This is a genomic window from Ensifer sp. ENS02 (assembly GCF_014851885.1).
Lineage (GTDB): Bacteria > Pseudomonadota > Alphaproteobacteria > Rhizobiales > Rhizobiaceae > Ensifer > Ensifer adhaerens.
In genome coordinates, this window is sequence record NZ_JACVAO010000001.1 from 745,484 (window position 1) to 762,819 (window position 17,336).

Consider the following 17,336-nt stretch of genomic DNA (forward strand, 5'->3'; position numbering starts at 1 on the left):
TTTCGGTTTTTTTCGCGTGGCTGCGATTGGCTGTGGGTATTTTCCCGCAGATTGCGCTAAAGAACATTGCGAAAGTCAGATGCAATCGTTCAGGACAGACCGACAGGCCCGCTCATGACCGCCCATAAAAACGCCCCCTCGCTCCTTCGTATCGCCGTTGCCCAGCTCAATCCGACCGTGGGCGACATCGCCGGAAACCTGGCCAAGGCGCGTGAGGCGCGCGCCGATGCGGCGCGACAGGGCGCCGATCTCCTGCTTTTGACGGAGCTGTTCATTTCGGGCTATCCGCCGGAAGACCTTGTTCTGAAGCCGGCCTTTCTCAAGGCCTGCCTCCAGGCCGTCGAAAAGCTGGCCGCCGAAACGGCCGATGGCGGCCCGGGCGTCATCATCGGCTTCCCGCGCCTGTCGAAGACCGGCCGACATAACGCCGTGGCAGTACTCGACGATGGCAAGGTGATCGCGATCCGCGACAAGGTCGATCTTCCGAACTACGGCGAGTTCGACGAGAAGCGCGTCTTCGATCCGGGCGAGATGCCGGGACCGGTCAATTTCCGCGGTGTGCGCATCGGCATTCCGATCTGCGAGGACATCTGGGGCGATCTCGGCGTCTGCGAGACGCTGGCCGAAAGCGGTGCTGAAATCCTGCTGTCGCCGAATGGTTCGCCCTATTATCGCGGCAAGGTCGACGTGCGCCATCAGGTCGTGCTGAAGCAGGTGATCGAGACCGGCCTGCCGATGATCTATGCCAACCAGCTCGGCGGCCAGGACGAACTGGTCTTCGACGGCGCCAGCTTCGCCTTCAACACCGACAAGTCGCTCGCCTTCCAGATGAGCCAGTTCGAAGAGGCGATCTCGATCGTGGAGTGGAAGAAGGGCGAGAGCGGCTGGCATTGCGAGCACGGCCTGAAGTCGCGCCTGCCGGAGCGGGAGGAGGCGGATTACCGCGCCTGCATGCTCGGCTTCCGCGATTATGTGAACAAGAACGGCTTCAAAAATGTCGTGCTTGGCCTCTCCGGCGGTATCGATTCCGCCATTTGCGCAGCGCTCGCCGTCGATGCGCTCGGCGAGGAGCGGGTGCGCACGGTCATGCTGCCCTACCGCTACACCTCGCAGGAATCGCTGAAGGACGCCAAGGAATGCGCCGAGGCCCTCGGCTGCCGTTACGACATCGTGCCGATCTCCGAGCCGGTCGAAGGGTTCCTCAGCGCACTCTCCGATACGTTCGAAGGCACGGAATCCGGCATCACCGAGGAGAACCTGCAGAGCCGCACCCGCGGCACGATCCTGATGGCGATCTCCAACAAGTTCGGCTCGATGGTTGTGACGACAGGCAACAAGTCGGAGATGTCGGTCGGCTATGCCACGCTCTATGGCGACATGAACGGCGGCTTCAACCCGATCAAGGACCTCTACAAGATGCAGGTCTATGCCATCTCGAGCTGGCGCAATACCACGGTTCCTCCGGGCGCGCTTGGTCCTTCCGGCATCGTCATTCCGCAGAACATTATCGACAAGGCGCCTTCGGCCGAGCTTCGTCCCAACCAGACGGACCAGGATTCGCTGCCGCCCTATCCGGTGCTCGACGACATTCTCGAATGCCTGGTGGAAAAGGAAATGGGGACGGACGAGATCGTCGCCCGCGGCCATGACGAGGTGACCGTTCACCGGGTCGAGCATCTGCTCTACATCGCCGAATACAAGCGCCGGCAATCGGCGCCGGGCGTCAAGATCACCAAGAAGAACTTCGGACGCGACCGCCGCTACCCGATCACCAACCGCTTCCGCGACCGGGGCTAGGCGATGGATATCCTCTCCGAAGAGACGGACGGCCGACAGGGCCGTCCAGATTTTACGGACGAGGAAATCCGGCTCCTGCGACTGTGGTCGGCAAGCGACGTTTCCGCCGGCCGGCAGCTATCGGCGCAGATCGGCTATTTCGCGACGCCTGCGATCTTTGGGGTCTATGGCCTTGCGACCGGAAGCCTCACCGTCGTCGGCGTTGCCTTCATCTGCATCCTGCTCCTGCTGGCCTGGGGTCTGGTCACCACCTGGCGGGACCGACGCGATTCCGTTCTGATGCAATCGGTCTGTTCCAAGGTTCTGGCGACCCTGCCGGCGGGTGAAGACAAGAAATAGCGGCCTCGTCCGGGAGAGAAGAGCATGCGGAGTTCCGTCGAGATCCATGACATCGCAACAGGTGAAACGCGGGTTGTCTGGCAGACGGACCGGCTGGTCGAGGCACCGAACTGGTCGCGGGACGGCTCACATCTGATCATCAACGGTGACGGCAGGCTCTATCGGCTTGGCCTTGATGGTTCCGAACCGGTGGAGATCGATACCGGTTTTGCGACGCTCTGCAACAACGACCACGGCCTCTCCCCGGATGGCACCACGATCGCGATCAGCGACAAGACCGAGTTCGGGAAATCGGCGATCTACCTGCTGCCGGTCGAAGGCGGCACGCCGCGGCTCGTCACCCGCAACCTGCCTTCCTATTGGCACGGCTGGTCGCCCGACGGGAACACGGTGACCTATTGCGGCATCCGCGACCAGGTCTTCGACATCTATACGATCTCCGTCGACGGCGGCGAGGAGCGAAGGCTCACCCATGGGGAGGGCCGCAACGACGGGCCCGATTGGTCGGCAGACGGCGAATGGATCTATTTCAACTCGAGCCGTACCGGCCAGATGCAGATCTGGCGGATCCGCCCGGACGGCAGCGACGTCACGCGCATCACCGACAGCCCCTATGGCGACTGGTTTCCGCATCCGTCGCCTGACGGTAAGCACCTGCTGGTGCTTTCCTATGACGGCGACGTCTTCGATCATCCGAGGGATCTCGATGTCCGGTTGCGGCTGATGGACCTGGACGGGGGCAATGCCCGCATCCTGTTCGAGCTCTTCGGCGGGCAGGGAACGATCAACGTTCCCAACTGGGCGCCCGCGGGCGATCGTTTCGCCTTCGTCCGCTACGAACCGGAAAGCTGACCGCGCTGGACAAGTATATCGAGGCCATGCTAGCGATGAGGTTGTTCGCAGGGCGCATCCGATCCGCGGGAAGGGCAAGGCCCACCTGTTTCACTGAACTTGGTTGCCACACCTCTTTTCAGTCTGTGGGCGCGGATACCGGACGTGAATGAAAGGAGGTCTTTCATGATCACGCGCGATCTTTCCGCGAACATTACCCTCGATACGATCCGCAAGCAGGCCAAGGCCTTTTTGAAGGCCGTCAAGGCTGGCGATGTCAGTGCAAGACAGCGGGCGCTTCCCTATTTCTCCGAACCGACCGCAATGGGCCTTCAGGATGCCCAGCTGGTGCTTGCCCGCGAATTCGGCTTTGCCAGCTGGACGCGGCTGAAGCGGCATCTGGAGAAAGCCGAGACCGGCACGCCGTCGACCGAACAGGTCGCAAACCGCTTTCTCGCTCTGGCGACAGTCTCCTATTTCGGCGACGTCGCTGCCGATCCTGAGCGGTTCGCTCAGGCACTCGACCTTCTCAAGGACCATCCTGAGATTGCCGGGGACAACATTCACGTGGCCGCTGCGCTCGGCGACGCCGCGGCGATCGACCGCTTTCTCGATCGCGACCCGAAACTCGCAGAGAAGCGCGGCGGTCCGTTCGACTGGGAGCCGTTGCTCTACGCCGCATATGCCCGCGTTCCCGGCCGCTCGTCGCTGCCGGCGGGCGCCCGCCTGATTGCGCGCGGGGCCGATCCGAACGCTTACTGGCTCGACGACGGCCAGTATCGTTTCACGGCTTTGACCGGCGTCTTCGGCGAGGGCGAGGCGGGGCCGGAGCGGCAGCCATCGCACCCGGATTGCCTTGCCTTTGCGCGGCTGCTGCTTAATGCCGGTGCCCGAGCCAATGACAGCCAGGCGCTCTACAACCGGATGTTCGAACCGGACAATTCCTGCCTCCAGCTGCTTCTCGACCATGGCCTCAATGCCGACGACCGCAACAACTGGCTGGTGCGCAACGATGGCGGCCTGGTCGAAAATGGCGAACGCGTCTTCGACTATCAGCTTGCCTGGGCACTGGAAAGACGCATGTCCGATCGCGTCCGGCTGCTTGTTGCGCACGGCGCCGACGTCAATCGCCCGATCAAGGGGCGCACGCCCTATCAATGGGCGGAGCTCGGCGGCGATCCGGCACTGGCACAATACCTCGTGTCGCGCGGCGCGACCGAAGCGCCGCTGGAGGATGTCGACCGGCTGGCCCGTGCCGTTGGGGAAGTGAAGGCCGACGAGGCGAGGGAACTTGTCGATAGGGATCCGACACTTGTCGCTCGAACCCAGGCTACACACCCCGCCATTCTGCACGAGGCGGCGGGTGAGGACCGGCATGACGCCGTGGCGCTGATGCTCTCGCTCGGCTTCGACGTCAACCGCATGACCTCGCGCACGCCGTTGCACGAGGCGGCGTTGCATGGACATGTCGCGATGGCGAGGCGCCTGCTCGATCACGGCGCCGATGCCTTAGCCCGCGACCCCTACCATCATGCACCGCCGATCGGCTGGGCCAAATACAACGGCAAGGACGCGATGGTCACTTTCCTGAAGGATCAGCCGCTCGACATCTTCGCAGCTGCGTCCTTTGGCGTGGCCGCGCGCCTCGCCGACATCCTCGACCGGCAGCCGGATCTGATCGAAACGCCGTTCGGCACGTTCCGCGGGCGCGGCAGGCCGGAGCCACAGCACGACTGGATGACGCCGCTTGCCTTTGCCGTGATCAACGGGCAGGCAGGAACGGTGCGGCTGCTTCTCGAAAGGGGCGCGAATGCACGCGTGCGCGATGGCGCCGCCGGCCCGTCGATACGCGATCTTGCCCTGGAGCAAGGCAATGCGGAGATCGTCGCCTTGCTGCGCGCTTCGGCGGCCGCGCCGCAATAGGATGCGTAGAGGGAGGCGCGGGCAGTCGCCCGCGTTCTCCTGATCCCCGCTGCGACCGCTGATTGTCGGGCGATTCAGCCGGTTGAAATCGTTAAGTATTTTATCACCAGCTTATTTAAGCCAAACTTCGATTTTGGTCGCTAGGGTGCCGGCAGTATCGGCTGCCATCGTTGCGCATCGCACCTCCACAAGTGCTAGTATGCCCGGCAGAGCCGGTGCGGACGAGGGGGACTGGCGTGGTGGAAAAGGCGTTGCGGCAGGCAAAACGGGACAAGACGGTCTGGGCGATCCATGCCGCCTGTACCTTGGTCGCGGTCCTGATCATTGCAAGCCTCATCTATGTCCTCGACCGGTCCGTCACCGAGGCCGATCGCTTCGGCCTTTCGGCCGAGCGTCGGCTTGTCGCAAACGAGCTGCGCCACCAGATGGATGCGGTCGTTCAGTTCCAGGCGCAGGTGTCCTTCTGGGACAAGACCTACGAGGAGCTGGCGACGGGGCATGTCAGCGAGAGTTTCGTCGCCGACGAGCTTTCGGGCTGGCTTTGGGAAGACTACGGCTTCTCCTGGATCATCTTCACGGATCCGGCCCGCACCGTTTCGACGGCGCTCAAGGACGGCGCATCGGTTCCGGCAGAGGTGGCCCGCGTGCCGCTCGACGAGGTCGACGATCTCGTAGACGAAGCCAAGCGCCGCTACGACAATGCGCTCAGGAACAACGACGGCACCTACAATCTCGATGTCACGACGCCGGATGCGCAGTCCGTGATGCCGGCCGTGCCCGGCATCCACGCGGTGGACCTGCGCGAGATCGGCGGGCGCATGAGCGTTGCCGTGGTGCAGGCGGTCATCCCCGAGACATTGGTGGTTCCGGCGGGACGGCGCGATCCGGTGCTGATGGTCGCCGTTCGGCCGGTCACGCCGAAAATGACGCGCGAGATCGCGGCACGGCTGGGTATTCGCGGGCTGGCATTTGTTCCGCTCAACGAGCGGCCTGCAGGCAGTGCCTATGCGTCTGTCGGGCGCTGCTCCGATTCGTCCTGTCTCGTGGCCGCCTGGGTGCCGAAATCGCCCGGTGGGTTCGTCCGCGCGGAGCTGTTGCCGAGCGTCATTATCATGGCGATCGTCGCAGCACTGCTGATGGCCTTCGTGGCGCTGCGGTTCTCGACGCTCTTTGCCGCCCTGCAGCAGAGCGAGGCGCTGAACCGGCACCTTGCCAAGCACGATCGCCTGACGGGGCTGATGAACCGCAGCGGCTTCGACGACATGCTGGCGGCAGCCCTGTTGCGGGCATCGACGCATCCGTTCACGCTCGTCTATGCCGACCTCGATGAATTCAAGGAGGTCAACGACCGCCACGGCCACGCCGCCGGCGATGCCGTGCTGGTGGCCATGGCCGAACGCTTTCGCAACCGGGCTGGCCCGAAGGGCACGGTCGCGCGGCTTGGGGGTGACGAATTCGCGGTCATTCTCGGCGATTGCAGCGAGGCCGACGCCCGCAGCCTGACGGCCGGCCTGATCGCCGACGCGCAGACGCCGGTCGCTTTCGAGGGCCAAATGCTCGTTGTCGGCGGCAGCGCCGGCATCGCCTTTGCGCCGCGGCATGGCCTGACGGCACGCCAGTTGCTGCTGGCTGCGGACGAAGCGCTCTATCTGGCCAAGCGGCGCGGCCGCAACCGCTTCGAAACGGCGGACGACATGGTGTTGCCGGCCGAGAAGAATGACGGCCAGTCGGCGGCCTGAACGCTACCCGCGGATCGGCAGCAGCGTTACTCCGGAACATTGTAGGGCGTGATCACCACCACGGCGGAAAGCTGCGGGCCGATTGCCGGCGCCTGGGCGCCGGGCCGCAGCATCATCGTGCGAAAGGCGGTGCGCGCATCGGTCCTGAGGTCGTGATGCAGCACGAAGTGAATGCGCCGTTCGCGCAACAGCGCCAGATTGTCCTCGTCGAGATCATGGGCGATGTAGAGCGCGCAGTGACGTTCGAGACGCTCGAAGGCTGCAAGGACGGAGCGGTTGCCGCCACCGATCGAATAGGCCGCGTTGATATCGGGATTGGCCGAGAGCGCCGCGTGAGCCAGGCGGCCGGTTTCGCTGTCGCGGCCGTGGCCTTCGCTGATCTCGACGATCCGGATTGCCGGATAGCGCTCGCGCAACACCCGGCGAAAGCCGATCTCGCGTTCCTCCTCACCACGAAAGCGGCCGCTCGAAAGGGTCACCAGCACAGTTGCCGGCGCGCCGGAAAAGCGCTCCCCGAGGAGGTAGGCGGCCGTTTCGCCCGCCGCCCGGTTGTCGGCGCCGGCATAGGCCGTCCGCTGGGAATGGGGCAGGTCGGTTACCAGCGTCACGACGGGCGTGCCGCCCATCTCGAAACGGGCGACTGCGGCGACGATCTCGGGCACGTCCGGCGCCTTCAACACCAGGCCGTCGGTCCCGCGCAGCCGGATTCGGTCGAGCAGTTGCACGATCTCCTGTGGGCGCATCGTCTCGGCGAAGTGGAACCGGCAGCGAAAGACGGTGGGCGCGAAGGTCATCGCCTCGCTCTCGAAGGCGCGACGCACCGCATCGGTGAAGCGTTGTGGCGACTCCATGACGATATCGATCGCAAACTTGCGCCCCTGGATGTCGAGGCCGGCCTGCTGCTTCTCCAATTCCTCGATGGCTGCGCGAACCCGGGCCTCCGTCTGGCGGCGCACGCCCGGCCGCTCGTTGAGCACGCGATCGACGGTCGCGGTGCTGAGCCCGGCCTGAAAGGCGATGTCCTTGATCAGAAACGGATGGGCCATCGCCTTGCTCTCCTGATGGATTTTTGATGGATTCTTGCTCTATATCATGTTTTGCCGCCGCCTATAGTCGTGTTCATCAGGATGTTCCAGAGGAGGAAACGCGATGAAGACCGACAACAAAGCGCGCCAGCGGATCGACCGCGTCTGGCTCACCGAAGAGGCTTGCGATCTCGAAGCGTTCCGGGCGGAAGTCGAACGCCAAACCAGTCTGTCCGACTACCCCCATGCTTCCGGCTGCGAAAAGAATATCCTGATCTATGACAGCGCCGCGCTGATTGCGGCGTGCGGCGATGCCGAGGCGCGGCGTTCTGTTCTGGCGGAGATCTGCGAGGTACTGGCGACCGGGCCTGGCGTGGCGGTTTTCAAGCGCGCCTTTGCCGATACGACAGCAATCGACGTCGCAAGCGGGGTCTTTGACGCCATCATCGAAGAGCAACATCGCAGCAACAGCGGCGGCGGCGATCACTTCGCCAAACCCGGCGCCAATGACCGCATCTGGAACTCGCTGGAAAAGCACTGCCTGAACGCGCCGGAGAATTTCGCCTCCTATTACGGCAATGCCGTCATAGCGCTCGTCAGCGAGGCTTGGCTCGGGCCGAACTACCAGATGACGGCGCAGGTCAATCGCGTCAATCCTGGCGGTGCGGCGCAATCGGCGCACCGCGATTATCACCTCGGCTTCCAGACCGCGGCCGTGATCGAGCAGTATCCGGCGCATGTGCACAAGCTTTCACCGGTGCTGACGCTGCAGGGGGCGGTTGCCCATTGCGACATGCCGCTCGAAAGCGGACCGACGCTGTTCTTGCCCTATAGCCAAACCTATGTGCCGGGCTATCTGGCGCTCAACCGGCCGGAATTCCGCGCCTATTTCGACGCACACCACGTGCAGCTTCCCCTCGAAAAGGGCGACGTTGTCTTCTTCAACCCGGCGCTCTTCCATGCCGCCGGCACCAACCGCTCCCGGGATATCCGCCGCGTGGCCAACCTGCTGCAGGTGTCTTCGGCCTTCGGTCGCGCAATGGAAACCGTTGACCGACTGACCATGAGCGCGACGCTCTATCCGGCCTTGCGGGCCTTGCTGGCGGGCGGGACGCTGACGCAGGCGGAAGCGGCCAACGCGATCTCCTCCTGTGCCGAGGGCTATTCGTTCCCCACCAATCTCGACCGGGATCCGCCACTCGGCGGGTTGGCGCCGAAGACGCAGGCGCAGTTGATGCGCGAGGCTCTCACTGCGGGGACGGGCGAACAAGAGTTTCTCTCGGTGCTGGAGGCGCAGGCGAAGCGCAAGCTGAGCTGACGAGCGAGTTACAATTTGACAGGCTCCCGGTGTGTTTCAGCCGGGAGCCGCAGCCGTTTCAAACGATCATTTCCAAGGGAGGAATTCGATGAGTGGACAATTGCAAGGCAAGATCGCCATCGTCACCGGTGGTACGCAGGGACTGGGCGCGACGATTGCTGGCCTTTTCGCCGAGCGCGGCGCTGAAGGCATCGTCATCTGCGGCCGCAACGCCGCCAAGGGGCGGGCGAAGGCCGAGCAGATCGGCAAGGCAAGCGGCGCGAAAGTCGTCTATGTCGAGGCCGATCTGGAAAAAGTAGAGGACACCCGCAAGGTGGTCGCCGCTTGCGACGCGGAATTCGGCCGGGTCGATGCGCTGGTCAACGCCGCAGCTATTACCAACCGTGGCACGATCCTCGATACCACGCCCGAACTCTTCGACCGCATGTTCGCGATCAATGTGCGCGCGCCGTTCTTCCTGATGCAGGAGGCGGTGAAGATCATGCGGCGGGAGAAGACCGAGGGCACGATCGTCAACATCGGCTCGATGTCGGCGATGGCCGGCCAGCCGTTCATTGCCGCCTATTGTTCGTCGAAAGGCGCCCTCGAAACGCTGACCAAAAACACGGCTTATGCGCTTCTTCGCAACCGCATTCGCGTCAACGGCCTGAATATCGGCTGGATGGCGTCCGAAGGCGAAGACCGCATCCAGCGCGAGTTTCATGGCGCGGCTGCCGATTGGCTTGAAAAGGCGGCGGCCGGCCAGCCTTTCGGTCGGCTCGTCGATCCGGCCGAAGTGGCGCGGGCCTGCGCCTATCTGTCGTCGGCCGAGTCCGGGCTGATGACCGGATCGGTGATTTGCTTCGATCAGTCGGTCTGGGGCGCCTATGACGGCTCGCCGCATCCGGTCGCTCCGCTTTGAGGCGGAGGCAAACGACTAAGCTCGACAGTAGCCGGCGGAAAGTGGCGCGCCATGTCTCGACCGGGTTGGCGCCGCTTGTCTTTCTCAAACGGCTGTGCACTTAGTGCCGTCGTCAGGTGCCCGCGAAAGCGGGAGAATCGGGAATCCGGTGTCATTCCGGAACGTGCCCAACGCTGTGACGGGGACGATCGCGTCTAAGAGAGCCTTGAATTGATTCAAGGTTTTGCCACTGGATCTTCAATCGATCTGGGAAGGCGAGGTGATCGGTTGAACCGAAGTCAGAAGACCGGCCTGGCGAGATAGACCGAACCCCGCGTGGACGGCGGGAGGTTTTCGCATTGTTGGGGATCGAACGATGCTGACTGAACCGAAAGGCGGCCTTGCGGCTGCCGGCGCCTTTTCGCTGCCAGAGCGGGAGGCCGTCTACCGTGCCATCGAGACACGTCGCGACGTGCGCGATGAATTCCTGCCCGCGCCATTGCCGGATGATCTGATCTTGCGCCTGCTGGCCGCTGCGCACAGCGCCCCGTCCGTGGGCTTCATGCAGCCGTGGAACTTCGTGCTGGTGCGGGCGGAAGAAACGCGTGAGCGCGTCTGGCAGGCGTTTCGCCGCGCCAATGACGAGGCCGCGCTGATGTTCGAGGCGGAACAACAGGCCAAGTACCGTGCGCTGAAGCTGGAAGGCATCCGCAAGGCGCCGCTCAGCATCTGTGTCACCTGCGACCGCACGCGCGGCGGTGCCGTCGTACTCGGGCGCACCCACAATCCGCAGATGGACGTCTATTCCACCGTCTGCGCCGTGCAAAACCTCTGGCTTGCTGCGCGGGCCGAAGGGGTGGGCGTCGGCTGGGTGAGCATTTTCCACGAGGCCGAGATCAAGGCGATTCTCGGCATCCCAGATCATATCGAGATCGTTGCCTGGCTCTGCCTCGGCTATGTCGATCGCCTCTATCAGCAGCCGGAACTCGCCGTGAAGGGCTGGCGCCAGCGCCTGCCGCTCGACGAGCTGGTTTTCGAAGACGGATGGGGACGCAGCAAGGAGAAGGCGTAAGGCCTCGTCCGATCAATTCTGGACCGGCTGATAGGCCGGTCCCTTCGGATGCTTGAGGTCGATGGCGGTTTCTTCCTGCGGCAGGTAGGTCGGGCCGACGACGCGAACCTTGTTCTTCGACGGATCATAAGGCCGCTCTTCGGCCGGCGCCTTGGCGGTATTGCTCGCCGCTTCCGGCTTCTTGGTCTCGATGACGATGATCGACGACTGGTCGTCACCGATCTTCGTTCCGTTTGCCTTCGGTGTGGTCGAGGCGGTCTGCGATATCTGGCAGCCGCACTGGCCGGGTTTTCCGACAGCGCGGGTGCGATAGGCAAAGGCGTTGGGCATTTCGGTATAGGGACGGCCGGTCACGGCCGAGACCATCTTGTCGCTCTCTTCCGTGTTGAGGTCGTGAAAATAGAGCTCGGTCTCAGCCCCCGGACAGCGCGCCCGACAGGCCTGCTCGTCGCGCGGGAAATCGGCCGGCGTCGCATCTGAAGAAACCGGGAAAAAGGCGCCGTCGCAGGTACGCACGCACATGGTTCTGAGCGTGCCGCTATAGTAGCGCTCCTGCGGTGCGTAGCCGTCTTCGCCTCGGCCGAGCATCGGGCCGTAGGCGTCTTCCGGCGGCAGGTCGGCAACGATGTTGCGGTGGCTTTCCGGCACGTCCGGTTCCACGCTTGCGAACTCCTCGCGGTCACCATAGCAACCGTTGATCTCCAGCGCGGCGAGGATGCGGCGCCGGCTGTCGTCGCTGCCGCCGGCGACGATCTGCTCGCGCTCGGACTTCAGCATGCGCAGATTGTCTTCCATCTCGGCGATCAGGCTGTTGAGGCCGTAGCAGGTGTCGGGGTCGCCGCCGTCGAAGCCAATGGCGTTGCCGCCACCGCAACCCGCGCGGCGGCGGTCGTTCTTTGCCCGCCGCAGCTCGATATTCTGCCGCGAGATCGCGCTTGCGTAGTCGCGCGCATCGGCATTGCTGGCGACGTAGTCAGGCAGTTGCGCGAGCCGCGCGTTCAGTCGGTCGCAGGCCGTCGATGCCAGTGACGGACCGGCACCGATCAGAACCAGAGGCACAAGGGCCGCAGCGACGTGTTTCATGCGCGTGAACACGGGCGAAAGTCTCTTCCTGTTGCCAGGTCGGCGCCGACCTTCTGCGGGTGGCTGCCAGCGGCATTCCTGTTTCGCCTCCATCATAGAGCTTGTCGGTGATCGTGCAACGACAAGCGACGGTTTGCGTTAACAGCGCAGATCGACTGATGCGCTTAGGCGGCGCGGGCGGTTTCCAGCGACATCGGACGTTCGAGCACGGTACCTTCGATGGCAGCGACCGCCTTCATCCGCGTGAGCAGATCCGGCGTTACTTCCCAGGCGACGGCAACCGCGAAAACGGAGCCGATGCGATGCGGTTCGGCGATACGCTCGCCCGGGCATCCCATGCGCCGGAACATGCGCTCCAGGAACACATCCGTCACCGTGACGATGTGGCTGATGCCGGAAGCAAGGCCCAGCTCGCCGACGCCGCACATCAGTTCGGCGGCCGCGACCGTCACCTGGTTCGAGGCGCGGTCCTGCGAGATCTCGGGCTCGATGCAGAAGCGGCTGGATTCCCAGACCGAAGCGCTGCGGATTTCCGGATTATCGCCGAGCAGGATCGGGAAGGTATCGTCCAGCATGTTTGGGCCGAGTGTCGGCAGGAGGCGAAGCGCGCCGCGCAGCCGGCCGGTATCGGGCGCATAGGACAGGACGTAGAGCGGGTTTGCCTGGTCGTAGTTGTCGATTTCCCAGTCGCCTTCGGTCTGCACGTCCCATTTCAGGAAGTCGTGGAAGACGCGCTTGCGCAACCGGAACATGTCGTCGACGGCCGCCGGGTGTTGTGCGCGGGTCTTTCCGTTCAGGATCCTGATCATCGTTTTCTCCATCCGAGTTTGGGGATGGGGCGATGCTGTCAGGCTCGCGGCGGTTGCGTAACTGTCGCTAGCGACAGTTCAAATGCGCGATATTTGCCACTAGATTTCGAGGGGTTTCGGTGGAGGCGTATTGTCGGGTGTCAAACGGAGGGTATCAGAGCGTGTCGTACGGCCTGTGCCACAGCCTGAGTGTTGGAAACGACATTCAGCTTGCGTCGCGCATTGGTCATGAAGAAGCGCACGGTGCGCTCGGAAATGCCGAGGATCGTGGCGATTTCCCAATAGCTCTTGCCGGCGGCGGCCCAGGTCAGGACCTCGGTCTCGCGGCCGGTCAACCGCATCTCTCGGGTCGAAATGCTGCCGGCCATGGCGCCGTGCTCCAGCATGGCGGCATGGAAGAGATTGGCGGCCAGCTGGAAATCGCGCAGGTGATGGCGGCGATAGGTCGTCCATTCGCCGGCTGTCATGTTGACGTTGATTGCGAGCAACGCCATGCGCCCGGCGGGCGAGGGCAATGGCAAGGCGACGCCCTCAGTGGATATGCCGATTTCCTGGGCTGCCTGGAACAACGGTTCGCATTCCGGGAAGCGATGCCGCGCCATCGTCCATTCCACCGGCCGCACGCCGCCAAGCGCCAGCTTCAGGATCGGATCGATCCGGTGAAGGCTGCGGGCATGGTAGATCTCGGCAGCGTAGGCGCCGAAGGTGTGATGCAGCCGGCAAACCTTGAGCTCGTCCGCATAGGGCTCCGCTTCGAGATAGAGAAGATGGGCAATGCGGAAGGTTCGACGCATCAATGTGAAGAAATGAGCGGGCTCGACGCAGCCGCCACATTCCAGGATTTCCAGCATGTCGAGGACAGCCTGCTGCTCAGTCATGCCACAACACCGAATCTCGTCCGAGGCCCCAGCATGGTTAGAGGTTCACCTTTTGTCCAGCGCAAACTTTCCCGATTGGTGTATAAGACCAATTGCGCACGCCTTGATTGTGGTCGTCGATCGGCCGCGTGACAGGGGCTGATTCGCGGGTGATCTGCAAAACCAGCGATGCCGCGCCTGAAGCATGCGCGACATCCGGATACGGTTTTGCCGGCGCCGGCATGGCGCCCGAATGCAGCGAAGACCGGTGGCGATCTCCGCGTTGCCATCTCAACCCGGATGGCTGGCTTCGACCACCGCCAGAGCCGCCATGTTGACGACGCCGCGTGAGGTGACGGACGGCGACAGGATATGGGCCGGAAGCGCCGAGCCGAGCAGGATCGGGCCGACATGCAGGCTGTCGGTCATGGTCTTGACGACACCGAGCGTGATGTTGGCGGCATCGAGATTGGGGAAAACCAGCAGATTGGCTTCGCTCGACAGGCTGCTGTCCGGCATGACGCGCTGGCGCAACGCTTCCGAGATCGCCGCATCGCCGTGCATTTCGCCGTCGACCTCGAGATCGGGCGCGAGTTCCCGCACGAGCTGCAGCGCCGTGCGCATCTTGGTGGCGCTCTCCGAATCGCGCGAACCGAAGTTCGAATGCGAGACGAGGGCGGCGCGTGGAGTGATGCCGAAGCGGCGGATTTCCTGTGCCGCCATGACCGTCGTCTGGGCGATCTCTTCGGCGCTCGGGCAGTAGCTCACATAGGTGTCGGTGAAGAAAGTTGCGCCGCGCTGCGAGATCAGCAGGCTCAAGGCCGAGAAATCGAGCACGCCGTCGCGCTTGCCGATGATCTGCGATACGTCGCGCAGGTGCTTGCTGTAGCGCCCTTCGACGCCGCAGATCAACGCATCGGCTTCGCCGCGCTTGACCGAGAGCGCGCCGATGACGGTCGTGTTGGTGCGCACGATCGTGCGGGCGGCTTCCGGGATGACGCCGAGACGGCCGACGAGGGCAAAATAGTCCTCGACATAGTCGCGGTAGCGCGGATCGCCTTCGGGGTTGACGACCTCGAAATCGACATCCGGACGGATGCGCAGGCCATAGCGACGCAGGCGCGTCTCGATGATCTGCGGACGGCCGATCAGGATCGGTCGGGCCGTGCCTTCTTCGAGCAACACCTGGGCGGCGCGCAGCACGCGTTCGTCTTCGCCTTCGGCAAAGATAACCCGGTTCTTCTGGGCGTTCTTGGCGGCGGCAAAGACGGGCTTCATGATGAAGCCCGAGCGGAAGACGAAGCGGTTCAGCTTGTCGAGATAGGCGTCATAGTCCTGGATCGGACGGGTGGCGACGCCGCTTTCCTCGGCTGCCTTCGCAACCGCCGGCGCGATACGCAGGATAAGGCGCTGATCGAACGGCGAGGGGATCAGGTAGTCCGGGCCGAAGACCGGGGTCTCGCCGGAATAGGCGCGGGCGGCAACATCGGAGGGCTCTTCGCGGGCAAGACCGGCGATGGCGCGTACGGCCGCCATCTTCATTTCTTCGTTGATCGTGCTTGCGCCGCAGTCGAGCGCGCCGCGGAAGATATGCGGGAAGCAGAGAACGTTGTTGACCTGGTTCGGGAAGTCCGAGCGGCCGGTGCAGATCATCGCGTCCGGACGGGCTTGGCGGGCGGCTTCCGGCATGATTTCCGGCGTCGGATTGGCGAGCGCCATGATCAGCGGCTTTTCGGCCATCTGCGCCAGCAGTTCCGGCTTCAGGACGCCGGCGGCCGAAAGGCCGAGGAAGACGTCAGCGCCGCCGGTGCTGTCGGCAAGCACGCGGTTGCTGCTATCCTGCTCGTAGACGGACTTCCATTCGTCCATCAGCACCTCGCGGCCCTTGTAGACGAGGCCTTCGAGGTCATGGACCCAGATGTTTTCGCGCTTGGCGCCGAGCGTCACGAGAAGGTTGAGACAGGCGAGTGCGGCGGCACCTGCGCCCGAGGTGACGATCTTGGCGGTCGCGATGTCCTTGCCGGCGAGTTCGAGGCCGTTGAGGATGGCGGCGGCGACGATGATCGCGGTTCCGTGCTGGTCGTCGTGGAAGACAGGGATCTGCATCTTTTCACGCAGGCGCCGCTCCACCTCGAAACATTCGGGCGCCTTGATGTCTTCAAGGTTGATGCCGCCGAAGGTCGGCTCGAGCGCCGAGATTACGTCGACCATGCGCTCGATGCTCGACGCGTCGATTTCGATGTCGAAGACGTCGATGCCGGCAAACTTCTTGAAGAGGACGGCCTTGCCCTCCATGACGGGCTTGGAAGCCAGCGGACCGATATTGCCGAGACCGAGGACGGCCGTGCCGTTGGAGATGACCGCGACCAGGTTGGCGCGCGCTGTGTAATCGGCGGCTGTTTCCGGATTGTCACGAATGGCGATGCAGGGGGCTGCAACCCCTGGCGAATAGGCAAGAGCCAGGTCGCGCTGGTTGCCAAGCGGCTTGGTGGGCTGGATTTCGAGCTTTCCCGGGCGTGGGTAACGGTGGAAGAAAAGGGCCTGCTGGTCGATGTCGCCGCTGGCCGGACCGGTATGGGATTTCGTCTTGTCGCCCGTATTCATGCTCTCACATTCCTCATTCGTGGTCGTGCCTTTTGGCATGAATTCGAAGCGAGGTACAGTTTTGCAGTGCTGATTTCAGCGGGGGGACCGGTGACGCAATGTTGATGTCATCTTCCTGAAACACGAGTCTGGTTTCACGAAGGCAGAAAGCATAACCTGAAGACGAGGCTCGCATGATGGCGGCGCAGCAAGACAACTCCGTACGAAAGCTCAGGACGTTGTTCATCTCGGACGTCCATCTCGGCTCGAAGGCCGCCAAGACCGACTACCTGCTCGACTTCCTGCGGCATCATGAAGCGGAGACGATCGTTCTGGTCGGCGACATCGTCGACGGCTGGCGGTTGAAGCGCAGCTGGTACTGGCCGCAGAACTGCAACGACGTGGTGCAAAAGCTCCTGCGCAAGGCGCGCAAGGGCGCCCGCATCGTTTACATCCCCGGTAATCACGATGAATTCCTGCGCGACTTTCCGGGCGTGCATTTCGGCGGCATCGAGGTGGCGCAACGCTACATGCACGAGGGGGCCGACGGCCGTAAATATCTCGTGCTGCACGGCGACGAATTCGACGTCGTCGTGCGCAACGCCCGCGTGCTCGCCTATCTCGGCGATTGGGCCTACGACACGGCGATCGCCATCAATATCGGGCTTGCTGCGGTCCGCCGACGTCTCGGCATGCCGTATTGGTCGTTCTCGTCCTGGGCGAAGCTTCAGGTCAAGCACGCCGTCAACTTCATCGGCGAGTTCCAGAAGGTGGTCGCCGAGGAGGCGCGCCGTCACGATGCGCAGGGCGTGATCTGTGGTCATATCCACCATGCTGTCATCGAGGAGATCGGCGACATCCGCTACATCAACACCGGCGACTGGGTGGAAAGCTGCACGGCGATTGCCGAGCACCACGATGGCATGATGGAACTGATCACCTGGCACCAGATGCGCGGCGGCGCCAGCGAAGGCGAAGCCTCTGGTGAAGCGGACAAACTGCTCGCCCAACTGCTGACCCAGCGCGCGGCCTGACCTTCGCGGCGCAGCGATATTCCTGTCGCGAAAACTAGGTTATGGC

14 protein-coding genes and 1 riboswitch are annotated in these 17,336 nt (G+C 63.5%); of the genes, 9 read left to right on the top strand and 5 right to left on the bottom strand.

The window, feature by feature from the left end; genetic code table 11:
• Nucleotides 1–114 precede the first annotated feature (114 nt).
• From IB262_RS03785 to IB262_RS03805, 5 genes are all read left to right on the top strand, one after another.
• A complete protein-coding gene (locus IB262_RS03785; RefSeq protein WP_034795073.1) occupies nt 115–1,797 on the top strand; it encodes an NAD+ synthase in 1,683 nt (560 codons plus the stop codon).
• A gap of 3 nt (nt 1,798–1,800) precedes the next feature.
• Nucleotides 1,801–2,136, top strand: coding sequence for a hypothetical protein (locus IB262_RS03790; RefSeq protein WP_060520695.1), 336 nt, complete (start codon nt 1,801–1,803; stop codon nt 2,134–2,136).
• A gap of 24 nt (nt 2,137–2,160) precedes the next feature.
• Nucleotides 2,161–2,988, top strand: coding sequence for a TolB family protein (locus IB262_RS03795; protein ID WP_112976773.1), 828 nt, complete (start codon nt 2,161–2,163; stop codon nt 2,986–2,988).
• Between the two features lie 165 nt (nt 2,989–3,153).
• Nucleotides 3,154–4,890 carry an ankyrin repeat domain-containing protein gene (locus tag IB262_RS03800; RefSeq protein WP_112976772.1) on the top strand — a complete coding sequence of 579 codons (1,737 nt, stop codon included), beginning with the start codon at nt 3,154–3,156 and terminating at the stop codon, nt 4,888–4,890.
• A gap of 236 nt (nt 4,891–5,126) precedes the next feature.
• The gene (locus tag IB262_RS03805) at nt 5,127–6,629 is read left to right on the top strand and encodes a diguanylate cyclase (protein ID WP_112976771.1); all 1,503 of its coding nucleotides are present in this window, start codon (nt 5,127–5,129) and stop codon (nt 6,627–6,629) included.
• A 26-nt stretch (nt 6,630–6,655) separates the two neighbouring features.
• Here the strand turns inward: IB262_RS03805 and IB262_RS03810 are convergent, their stop codons facing one another.
• Nucleotides 6,656–7,675 carry a LacI family DNA-binding transcriptional regulator gene (locus tag IB262_RS03810; RefSeq protein ID WP_112976770.1) on the bottom strand — a complete coding sequence of 340 codons (1,020 nt, stop codon included), beginning with the start codon at nt 7,673–7,675 and terminating at the stop codon, nt 6,656–6,658.
• 103 nt (nt 7,676–7,778) lie between these two features.
• Here IB262_RS03810 and IB262_RS03815 point away from each other — a divergent pair, with 103 nt between their 5' ends.
• The 3 genes from IB262_RS03815 to bluB all read left to right on the top strand — a co-directional run bounded on the left by IB262_RS03815 (nt 7,779) and on the right by bluB (nt 10,924).
• Entirely contained in the window at nt 7,779–8,972 is a 1,194-nt protein-coding gene (locus tag IB262_RS03815; protein WP_112976769.1) for a phytanoyl-CoA dioxygenase family protein, read from the top strand.
• A gap of 88 nt (nt 8,973–9,060) precedes the next feature.
• Nucleotides 9,061–9,873 (top strand): SDR family oxidoreductase, encoded by an 813-nt coding sequence (locus IB262_RS03820; RefSeq protein WP_112976768.1) that lies wholly within the window; start codon nt 9,061–9,063, stop codon nt 9,871–9,873.
• A gap of 97 nt (nt 9,874–9,970) precedes the next feature.
• A riboswitch (cobalamin riboswitch) is annotated at nt 9,971–10,183 on the top strand.
• Between the two features lie 45 nt (nt 10,184–10,228).
• Nucleotides 10,229–10,924, top strand: coding sequence for a 5,6-dimethylbenzimidazole synthase (gene bluB, locus IB262_RS03825; protein WP_112976767.1), 696 nt, complete (start codon nt 10,229–10,231; stop codon nt 10,922–10,924).
• A 12-nt stretch (nt 10,925–10,936) separates the two neighbouring features.
• Here the strand turns inward: bluB and IB262_RS03830 are convergent, their stop codons facing one another.
• The 4 genes from IB262_RS03830 to IB262_RS03845 form a co-directional block, all read right to left on the bottom strand.
• Nucleotides 10,937–12,007 (bottom strand): DUF2865 domain-containing protein, encoded by a 1,071-nt coding sequence (locus tag IB262_RS03830; RefSeq protein WP_192493404.1) that lies wholly within the window; start codon nt 12,005–12,007, stop codon nt 10,937–10,939.
• Nucleotides 12,008–12,171: 164 nt separating this feature from the next.
• Nucleotides 12,172–12,816: an acyl-homoserine-lactone synthase gene (locus IB262_RS03835; RefSeq protein WP_034795052.1), complete on the bottom strand. Its 645-nt coding sequence runs from the start codon at nt 12,814–12,816 to the stop codon at nt 12,172–12,174.
• A gap of 140 nt (nt 12,817–12,956) precedes the next feature.
• Complete coding sequence (locus tag IB262_RS03840) at nt 12,957–13,694, bottom strand: LuxR family transcriptional regulator (protein WP_034795050.1); 738 nt, start codon at nt 13,692–13,694, stop codon at nt 12,957–12,959.
• A gap of 270 nt (nt 13,695–13,964) precedes the next feature.
• The gene (locus IB262_RS03845) at nt 13,965–16,277 is read right to left on the bottom strand and encodes an NADP-dependent malic enzyme (protein ID WP_192493392.1); all 2,313 of its coding nucleotides are present in this window, start codon (nt 16,275–16,277) and stop codon (nt 13,965–13,967) included.
• Between the two features lie 173 nt (nt 16,278–16,450).
• Here IB262_RS03845 and IB262_RS03850 point away from each other — a divergent pair, with 173 nt between their 5' ends.
• A complete protein-coding gene (locus tag IB262_RS03850) occupies nt 16,451–17,290 on the top strand; it encodes a UDP-2,3-diacylglucosamine diphosphatase (protein WP_112976766.1) in 840 nt (279 codons plus the stop codon).
• Nucleotides 17,291–17,336: the final 46 nt, after the last annotated feature.